The organism is Bacteroides acidifaciens (assembly GCF_024623065.1).
In the GTDB taxonomy this organism is placed as follows: Bacteria; Bacteroidota; Bacteroidia; order Bacteroidales; family Bacteroidaceae; genus Bacteroides; species Bacteroides acidifaciens.
The window spans coordinates 1-10,130 of sequence record NZ_JANJZR010000110.1 but is presented as its reverse complement, the minus strand read 5'-3'; the positions used below and the strand labels follow the sequence as shown (position 1 = coordinate 10,130).

Below are 10,130 nucleotides of genomic sequence, written 5' to 3'. Positions count from 1 at the left end.
ACAAAGCCCCAGCTTGTGAAAGTAGGGGCTTTGTGCATAAAAAAAGAAGGTGCGCATTTTGACACACCTTCTTTTTTATTTCTATATATCATAGATATACTGCTTACTCCTGCTTTTAGAGGCCTGTTTCTGCTTGGATGTAACATGGTAAAATGTATTTGTAACATTTACAAGCAATGATGTAACAGACAAGAGATAATCTGAATCGTAAATTTTAGACGAAGGGGAATAAACTTCTTAAATTTGCAACATCGTAAAAAATAGAAAATGAATAAGTATTGGTTTTATAAGGTTGGGTTAGTAGTTGTATTCCTTTGCTTCGCCTTGGTAGGCGGGGCAAAGGTTAAACAGCCTGCTCTTGTTTCCGACGGTATGGTACTTCAACATGGGAAACAAGTGAATCTTTGGGGAACGGCAGCTTCCGATGAAACGGTGAATGTGGCTTTCCTGAAAAAGAAATATAAGACCGTTGTCGATACAAATGCCAATGTCACTTTAATTACGAACAGTGGCTTGGACGAGTGGAATGATATTCATCCATTGGACAAAAAGACTTTGGGACAACAGCTTTCCCAGGCGGTCTTTCAACAAAGGAGCAACTAATTAATAATAGATAATAATACCATGAAAACACAGACTCAAAAAGTGTCGATGGCCGAGAAAATCGGTTATAGCTTGGGAGATGGTTCTGCGAACCTGATTTTCCAGATGATGATGATGTTCCAACTCTTCTTTTATACGGATGTGTTCGGAATCAAAGCAACGGCGGCGGGAATGATATTGCTGGTCGCGCGCATTTTCGATGCGTTCGTTGATCCTGTAGTAGGCATCTTGTCCGACAGGACAAATACCCGTTGGGGGAAATACCGCCCCTGGCTATTGTGGACTGCCATCCCTTTCGCCTTATTTTTTATCCTGGCTTTTACGACACCCGATCTCAGTGAGCGTGGTAAGATTCTCTATGCGGGTATCACTTATACCTTATTAATGTCCATTTACTCCTTCAATAACACACCTTACTCTTCCCTGGGTGGTGTAATGACCAGTGATATAAAGGAGCGTACCAGCATTTCATCCATCCGTTTCGTCACCGCTACGATAGCGACTTTTGTCGTACAAGGACTGACTTTGCCGTTAGTCTCCAAATTCGGACAGGGAGACGACCAACGCGGGTGGTTCCTGACAATCACCTTATTTGCCGTCATCGGAGTTGTTCTTTTGGTTATCACTTTCTTTTCTGCCAAGGAACGTATCACTCCGCCTGTGGGACAGAAGAATTCTGTAAAGCAGGATTTTGTAGATATCATAAGTAGCCGTCCTTGGAAGTCTATGTTTGTCCTGACTCTCTTCCTGTTTACGACATTAGCCATGTGGGGCAGCAGTATGTCCTACTATTTTAATTATTTTGTAGACAAGACAGCCCTTTTCGATTTCTTGCAGAACTTCGGACTGGTGCGGGTAGAAGGAGAGACGTATGGCATGTGGCATACTTTTCTGGATGCTTTCGGCTTGATAGCGCAGCCCGACCATAGTAATGTATTTGCCGTAGGTTTCAGTTTGTTCAATATGATAGGGCAGATTATCACTTTAGTGGGGGTAATTTTGCTTTCCGGCTATCTTTCCGATATCTTTGGCAAACGGAATGTGTTCTTGATTTGTCTGGCGCTGACCGCATTGTTTACAGCTTTGTTTTTCGTGGTAGAACCGACAAGCATTGGCACGATATTCGCCATAAACTGTTTGAAGAGCCTGGCCTATGCACCTACTATCCCGTTGCTTTGGGCGATGATGGGTGACGTGGCGGATCATTCCGAGTGGGTGAACTATCGTCGTGCTACAGGTTTTGTCTTTGCAGGAGTAGTCTTTGCCTTGAAGGCGGGACTGGGTATCGGCGGAGCTATCTGTGGCGCGATTGTCGATTCGTTTGGTTTCATATCCAATGTGACGCAGACGGAGAGTGCAATTTTGGGTATCCGCCTGACATCGAGCGTGATTCCTGCTATTACATACTTTATCGGAGTGATTGCCCTGTTCTTCTATCCGATTTCAAAGAAATTGAATGAGCATATTCAGGCAGATCTGGCAAAACGAAGACTGGAAAATAATTAATTACTAATATAATAGATTAGAGACTATATGAAGATTTCGACAAAAACAACTGTAACTTCCCTTTGGGCTATGGCGGTCTTGATGACAGGTTCTTCAATAGCTTTGGCGCAAGAGAAAAACACCTTGAAAGAGGCTTTGAAAGATAAATTCCTGATAGGGACGGCAGTTAACACACTGCAGGCATCTGGCAAAGATAAAGCAGGGGCAGAGGTGATTCGGGAACAATTTAGTGCTATTGTAGCGGAGAACTGTATGAAAAGCCAAGAGATACATCCCGAAGAGAACCGTTATAACTTTACGCAGGCGGATGAATTCGTTGCATTCGGTGAGAAAAACAACCAGACGATTACAGGGCATACATTGATATGGCATACGCAACTTTCGCGTTGGTTCTGTGTAGACAAGGACGGAAAGAATGTCTCTCCCGAAATTTTAAAGAAGCGGATGAAAGACCATATCACTACCGTAGTGAAACGCTACAAAGGTCGTATCAAAGGCTGGGATGTTGTGAATGAAGCCTTTGAAGACGACGGAGAGTATCGCAAGACTAAATTTTATGAGATTTTGGGAGAAGAGTATATTCCTCTGGCTTTCCAGTATGCACACGAAGCCGACCCGAACGCCGAACTATATTACAACGACTATTCGATGGCTCTTCCGGGAAGAAGGGAGGCTGTCATAAAACTGGTGAAAGACTTGAAAAAACGGGGTATCCGCATTGATGCCATAGGTATGCAGGGACATGTCGGCATGGATTATCCGAAAATCAGTGAATTTGAGAAGAGCATGCTTGCTTTTGCCGAAACAGGCGTGAAGGTGATGATAACGGAACTGGATCTGACAGTTATTCCCTCACCGAATCCCAATATTGGTGCGGAAGTCTCCGCTTCTTTCGAATATAAGAAAGAGATGAATCCCTATCCGAAGGAACTGCCTGCAGAAGTGGCAAAAGCATGGACGGCGCGTATGAACGACTTTTTCCGTCTTTTCCTGAAACATCAGGATATAATAACCCGGGTTACTCTTTGGGGAGTAGCCGACCATAACTCCTGGCGTAACGACTGGCCGATGAATGGACGCACGGATTATCCGTTGCTTTTCGACCGTAACTACCGGCCGAAACCGATAGTCGACCTGATTATTAAAGAAGCAGCGCGGAAATGAATTGTTTGTCTGGGCGATAATAATAACTTTAAAAAGAATAGAATCATGAAAACAGAAAAAAGATATTTAGTTCCCAATGATTATATGGCTGATCCTGCCGTACATGTATTTGACAATAGACTCTACATTTATCCCTCTCACGACTGGGAAAGCGGGATTGCCGAAAATGATAATGGGGATCATTTCAATATGAAAGACTATCACGTCTATTCTACGGATGATGTGATGAATGGTGAGATTATCGACCACGGGGTCGTACTGTCTACGGAAGATATTCCTTGGGCGGGACGGCAACTTTGGGATTGCGATGTCGCTTTTAAGAACGGCAAGTATTATATGTATTTCCCGTTGAAAGACCGGAATGACATATTCCGTATCGGAGTGGCTGTCAGCGATAAACCATACGGGCCTTTTGTGCCGGAAGCTAATCCGATGAAGGGAAGTTATAGCATTGACCCTGCCGTGTTGGATGATGGCAACGGGATTTTCTATATGTATTTTGGCGGTCTGTGGGGCGGGCAACTTCAACGTTACCGTAATAATAAGGCGTTGGAATCGGCTGTTTTGCCGGAAGGAGAGGAAGAAGCATTGCCGGCTCGCGTAGTCCGTTTGAGTGAGGATATGATGGAATTTGCGGAAGAACCCCGTCCGGTGATAATTGTGGACGAGAACGGCAAGCCGTTGACGGCAGGGGATACCGAACGTCGTTTCTTTGAGGCTTCCTGGGTACATAAATATAATGGCAAATACTACTTCTCTTATTCTACAGGAGACACCCATCTGCTTTGTTATGCGATTGGTGACAATCCCTATGGGCCGTTTACCTATCAAGGCGTTATTCTTACTCCGGTGGTAGGATGGACTACCCATCATGCCATTGTGGAATTCAAAGGCAAATGGTACTTGTTCCATCACGATTGTGTGCCGTCCGAAGGGAAGACATGGCTTCGTAGCCTGAAAGTCTGCGAACTCCAATATGATGCTGACGGGCGGATTATCACTATTGAAGGAATAGATGAATTTTGAACTATTATTTGTGAGAATAATATCTATATTATTAGCCTTGTTCTTTGGTCTTTCGTCTCATGCGGAAGATGGAAGTGCCCTGTGGCTTCGATATGCGACGGGGACGAAGGCGGAGATTAGTTGCAGGAAGCAATCGCCGACATTAAACATTGCCGTTTCCGAATTACAGAAATATTGGAAAGGCGGTCTTCCTGTGGATTTGGAGGTAAACGCAACAAAAGAGTTACGTGCACTTGGAAACGAAGGATACACCATCCGTACTTCTGCCGATGGCAAGCAAATCACCATTGCTTCTTCCGGTGAACAAGGTGTACTTTATGGAGTTTACCATTTACTCCGCTTGCAGGCTGCGGAACAGCTTTCGGAATCGAACTCAGACTCGACCCCGAACTCAAAATTGAGGGTACTGAATATCTCGGAAAAACCGGATTACCGGATTCGTATCCTGAACCACTGGGATAATCTGGATGGAACCATCGAGCGTGGTTATGCGGGACATTCGCTTTGGAAATGGGAAGAGCTTCCTGCCGTTGTCTCTCCCCGTTACGAAGCTTATGCCCGTGCCAATGCCTCTATCGGCATCAACGCAACCGTACTGAATAATGTCAACGCAAGTCCCAAGATTCTTTCCGATGAGTATCTGCAAAAAGTAAAAGTACTGGCGGATATATTCCGTCCTTACGGCTTGAAAGTATATCTTTCCATTAATTTCTCTTCTCCGGCAGCCTTGGGCGGTTTGCCGACTTCCGACCCATTGAATAAAGAAGTCATTGCCTGGTGGAAGAAGAAAACGAAAGAAATTTATTCTCTGATTCCCGATTTCGGCGGATTTCTGGTGAAAGCGAACTCCGAAGGACAACCCGGACCGTGTGATTACGGACGTACCCATGCCGAAGGGGCAAACATGCTTGCCGATGTGTTGAAGACTTATCGGGGCATCGTGATGTGGCGTGCTTTCGTTTACTCGCCTACCGACAGCGACCGGGCAAAACAAGCCTATCTTGAATTTGAACCTTTGGACGGAAAGTTCCGCGACAATGTGATTGTGCAGATAAAGAACGGTCCGATTGATTTCCAGCCCCGCGAACCGTTCAGCCCGTTATTCGGAGCCATGAAGAAAACACCCGTGATGCCGGAATTTCAGATAACGCAGGAATATTTGGGATTCTCCAACCACCTCGCTTTTCTCGCTCCCATGTGGAAAGAATGTCTGGACAGCGACACTTACGTACAAGGCGCAGGATCTACCATCGCCCGTGTGACGGACGGTTCTCTGTTTGCTCATCCGCTGACCGCCATTGCCGGAGTAACCAACATCGGCGACGACATAAACTGGTGCGGACATCCTTTTGCGCAAGCCAACTGGTATGCCTTCGGGCGTCTTGCCTGGAAACATTCCCTTTCATCCGAAGAGATAGGCGAAGAATGGCTGAAACAAACCTTCCTTCCTATTGCCGGACAACCATCCCACAATTCCGTCAATGAAACATCTCAAAAGGAAAGACAGGAACTTCACTCTCAACTCTCCCTTCTCAACTCTCAACTTCTCCAAGAGTCAAGGGAAGCCGTAGTAGATTATATGATGCCGTTAGGACTGCATCACATCTTTGCATGGGGACATCATTACGGGCCCGAGCCTTGGTGTGATATTCCCGGTGCCCGTCCCGACTGGATGCCTTCTTATTACCATAGGGCAGATGACAGCGGTATCGGATTCGACCGCAGCAGCAAAGGGAGCAATGCGACGGCACAATATCACTCTCCTTTGTGCAAACAACTGGATGACGTAAATACCTGTCCCGAAAAACTGCTTCTCTGGTTCCACCATGTTCCCTGGAATCATCGGATGAAGAGCGGGCGTACACTTTGGGCGGAGTTGTGCTACGCTTATGACCGTGGGGTGCAAGAAATCAGAAACTTCCAGAAGTTATGGGCGCCTATGGAGAAATACATCGACCCGGAACGTTTCCGTGACGTGCAGCACCGATTGAAGATTCAGGCACGAGACGCAGTGTGGTGGAAAGATGCCTGCTTGCTCTATTTCCAGCAATTCAGCAAGCAGCCGATACCTTATGAACTGGAACGTCCGGTGCATGAATTGAAAGATATGATGGAATACAAACTGAATATCACTAATTTTGAATGTCCGCCTTACGGAATTATTAAATAGACAAGAAAAACTGCTTATTCTGTGATAAAATTGTTACTTTTGCGGTCAATAATAAAACAGAATATAAGAATATGAGCCAAAATACATTTTGCATGGCGGGGGGCGTTGCACGCAACCCGCTTGTGCGTTTGGACAAACCTGTCACGGCAACTATCGGTGCAGATGAACATATAGCCATTGTAGGCCCTAATGGGGGTGGCAAGAGCCTTTTTGTAGATACATTAATCGGAAAATATCCGCTACGTGAAGGAACACTCCAGTATGACTTTTCTCCTTCCGCTACTCAAACTGTTTATGATAATGTGAAATATATCGCGTTCCGTGATACTTATGGAGCGGCGGACGCCAATTATTACTACCAACAGCGTTGGAATGCGCATGACCAAGATGAAACGCCGGACGTCCGCGAAATGTTGGGAGAGATTAAAGACGAACAACTGAAAAATGAACTGTTCGAACTCTTCCGCATCGAACCTCTTCTTGATAAAAAGATAATCCTGCTTTCGAGCGGTGAACTGCGTAAATTCCAGCTTACAAAGACACTGTTGACAGCCCCCCGCGTGCTGATAATGGATAATCCGTTTATCGGACTGGATGCGCCTACCCGCGAATTGTTATTCACTTTGCTCGAACGCCTGACGAAAATATCGTCTGTGCAGATCATTCTGGTACTTTCCATGATGGATGATATACCTTCCTTTATTACTCACGTTATCCCTGTCGATAAAATGGAAGTGTTTCCCAAGATGGAACGCGAAGCCTACCTGACTGCTTTCTGCGACAGAGACGTGGCTATCTCTTTTGATGAATTGCAGAAACGAATTATTGATTTGCCTTATGACGGCAACAACTATGACTCGGATGAAGTGGTGAAACTGAATAAGGTAAGTATCCGATATGACGACCGCACTATTTTGAACGAATTGGACTGGACAGTGCGTCGTGGGGAGAACTGGGCGTTGAGCGGAGAGAACGGCGCAGGAAAGTCTACATTATTGAGTTTGGTTTGTGCGGATAATCCACAATCATACGCTTGCGACATCAGCCTTTTCGGACGCAAACGGGGAACTGGGGAAAGTATTTGGGAAATCAAGAAACACATTGGATATGTAAGTCCGGAGATGCACCGTGCCTACCTCAAGAACTTACCGTCTATCGAGATTGTAGCTAGCGGACTGCACGACAGTATCGGACTGTACAAACGCCCCCAACCGGAACAGATGACTGTCTGTGAGTGGTGGATGGATATATTCGGCATTGCCGATTTGAAAGACAAACCTTTCTTGCAACTTTCCAGTGGCGAGCAACGTCTGGCTCTGTTGGCACGTGCTTTCGTCAAAGATCCGGAATTGCTGATTTTGGACGAGCCGCTTCATGGATTGGATACTTACAATCGTCGCCGGGTCAAAAAGGTTATTGAAGCCTTCTGCAAACGTAAAGATAAGACGATGATTATGGTAACACATTATGAATCGGAACTTCCGGATACGATTACAAACCGCATCTTTTTGAAAAGAAATGATACGTCAAGATATTAGAATGTGATTTCTAATATTTTTTTAAGAATTGATTGCTTTTTGTGTTATTTGGCTATCTTTGTGCTTAATTAAATGTAAAAAGTAACCACAAAGGTATGAGTAGTAGCCAAAATGTCATAGCTGTATTGTACAGGAAATATTGGCAAAAGCTCTATATTCATGCATATAATCTGCTGAATGACGGAGAAAGCGCAAAGGATGTATTGAGCGATGTGTTTTGCTCAGTACTTGAAAACAGCGAGCAGTTTGAGGGGAAGACTGATTTGCTGCCTTTATTCTATGTCATGGTGAAAAACCGTTGCATTGACCACATACGTCATCAGAATGTAGTGAACCGGAACGCGGAATGATACTTGGAAGAACTTTATAGCGGTTGGACTGCCAAAGAGTATCGGGACTACGAAGATAAAATAGACCGGATGCAGGAGAGTATCCGCCAGATGGCGCCGCAAATGCGCATAGTAGTGGAAGAGTTTTTTCTGAATGAAAAGAAATGTGCGGAAATTAGTGAAATATTAAATATCAGTGACAATACAGTCAGAACCCATATTGCCCGGGTTTTAAAAATACTCCGTAAACGATTGAGTGTCTTTTTACTTATTACGGTTTAATGTTGAATCCTGCTCTTCACTGGTTTCACACTTTAGCTGATTTATAGTTGTTCATCTCAAAGGTGAAACCTGTGGACCATTGGAATAGTTCATTTGTGTGTTATCGTCATTGTTAACTTTCTCTATTGTTTTCATTCTTCATTAATTTAACGATAACGTTATGCTAAGAGCGAAACAATAAACATCCGCTGTTATTTTCTTTAGTAATATTGCAGTAAAAATACGTCATTCTATCTATACAAGCAACTAAAAAGAGCATTTGTTTCTTCTGAATTTCCATCAAGAAAAAAAAATCTCTCTTAGGTGTCATTAATTTCGGTTGGCTCTACGTATTAAGATAAACAGTTGATTATTATGATGGAAAATCCAGACCAAAATTCAGATTATGCATTGCGTGCGATACAGGAATCGCGACTAAGAGAGACGGAAGAGTTCAACCAGTGGATTAGCGTACCTGAAAACAAGGAACTATTTCTCGACCTGATGGCTTGCAAGGAGGCTGTTATGCGTGAAAGCCTGGATAGGAGACGCAAGGCAAAAACGAAAACACGTATTTGGGTAGCGGTTTCTGCTGTGGCTGCCATTTTGGTTTTGGCCTTTCTTATACCTTCTTTACTTCCTTCTTTCTTTATAAAAAAAGAGGAACCGGTGCGATTCTTTGCCGCAACTGTCAGTGGAGAACATGTGATGCTGCAAATGGACGGTCATCATGAACAACAACTGTTGGAAGACAGTGTGATGGACATCAAAGAATGGAAAACATTGACGCCGGATGCCACCTGCTGCCAAACGTTGACTACACCACGTGGAAAAAGTTTCCTGCTGGTATTGTCAGACGGGACTAAAGTGTGGATAAATGCTGAAAGTACCCTGCGCTATCCTGTCGCATTCAACGGGAAGGAACGACGGGTAGAGTTGAAAGGTGAAGCCTGCTTTGAAGTGGCAAAGGATGAAAAATGTCCCTTTATCGTAAGTGCCGATGATATGGATACCCATGTGTTGGGTACTAAATTCAGTGTACGTTCATACACAACAGAAGACCGCCACGTGACATTGGTGCAGGGAAAAGTGCAAGTGACCAACACGAACAGCCTTACATCCGTAGCGCTTCAACCCGGACAGGACTTGACTTATACGGAAACTGGAGAAGAGAAAATATCAAGTGTCAACATAGCTACCTATACGGCATGGACAGAAGGAATGTTCTATTTTGAAGATTCGTCACTGGAAGAAATTATGAATTCTCTGGGCAGATGGTACAACGTGAACGTAGACTTTGAACGGGTGGAACTATACAATATCCGCCTGAACTTTTGGGCGAACCGCAACGCTCATTTGGACGAGGCAGTGGAACTGCTGAATAAACTGGAAAAAGTACGTGTAGAATATCAGGACGGGACTATTACGATTAAACATATATAACTTTACAAATACAACTTTTGTAGATGACAAAATTTAAATTTATGCTGTTAAACATCTAATTTTTAAGTGATTAAATTTGCGAAAGTCCCT

At 44.3% G+C, this 10,130-nt stretch carries 9 protein-coding genes; all 9 read left to right on the top strand.

The window, feature by feature from the left end; all coding sequences use genetic code 11:
• Positions 1-267 precede the first annotated feature (267 nt).
• The 9 genes from NSB03_RS18975 to NSB03_RS18935 all read left to right on the top strand — a co-directional run bounded on the left by NSB03_RS18975 (position 268) and on the right by NSB03_RS18935 (position 10,040).
• Complete coding sequence (locus NSB03_RS18975; protein WP_024988643.1) at positions 268-603, top strand: hypothetical protein; 336 nt, start codon at positions 268-270, stop codon at positions 601-603.
• A gap of 21 nt (positions 604-624) precedes the next feature.
• Entirely contained in the window at positions 625-2,109 is a 1,485-nt protein-coding gene (locus NSB03_RS18970; RefSeq protein WP_121767127.1) for an MFS transporter, read from the top strand.
• 27 nt (positions 2,110-2,136) lie between these two features.
• Positions 2,137-3,273, top strand: coding sequence for an endo-1,4-beta-xylanase (locus NSB03_RS18965; RefSeq protein ID WP_024988642.1), 1,137 nt, complete (start codon positions 2,137-2,139; stop codon positions 3,271-3,273).
• 45 nt (positions 3,274-3,318) lie between these two features.
• Entirely contained in the window at positions 3,319-4,299 is a 981-nt protein-coding gene (locus NSB03_RS18960; protein WP_172504134.1) for a glycoside hydrolase family 43 protein, read from the top strand.
• Entirely contained in the window at positions 4,289-6,469 is a 2,181-nt protein-coding gene (locus tag NSB03_RS18955; protein ID WP_306816302.1) for an alpha-glucuronidase family glycosyl hydrolase, read from the top strand. The genes NSB03_RS18960 and NSB03_RS18955 overlap by 11 nt, the downstream gene beginning before the upstream one ends.
• A gap of 71 nt (positions 6,470-6,540) precedes the next feature.
• Positions 6,541-8,007 carry an ATP-binding cassette domain-containing protein gene (locus NSB03_RS18950; protein WP_242358799.1) on the top strand — a complete coding sequence of 489 codons (1,467 nt, stop codon included), beginning with the start codon at positions 6,541-6,543 and terminating at the stop codon, positions 8,005-8,007.
• A 95-nt stretch (positions 8,008-8,102) separates the two neighbouring features.
• The gene (locus tag NSB03_RS18945; protein WP_228099513.1) at positions 8,103-8,357 is read left to right on the top strand and encodes an RNA polymerase sigma factor; all 255 of its coding nucleotides are present in this window, start codon (positions 8,103-8,105) and stop codon (positions 8,355-8,357) included.
• Between the two features lie 3 nt (positions 8,358-8,360).
• A complete protein-coding gene (locus NSB03_RS18940; RefSeq protein ID WP_257466579.1) occupies positions 8,361-8,618 on the top strand; it encodes an RNA polymerase sigma factor in 258 nt (85 codons plus the stop codon).
• Positions 8,619-8,972: 354 nt separating this feature from the next.
• Positions 8,973-10,040: a FecR family protein gene (locus tag NSB03_RS18935; RefSeq protein WP_024988641.1), complete on the top strand. Its 1,068-nt coding sequence runs from the start codon at positions 8,973-8,975 to the stop codon at positions 10,038-10,040.
• The last annotated feature ends 90 nt before the right edge of the window (positions 10,041-10,130 follow it).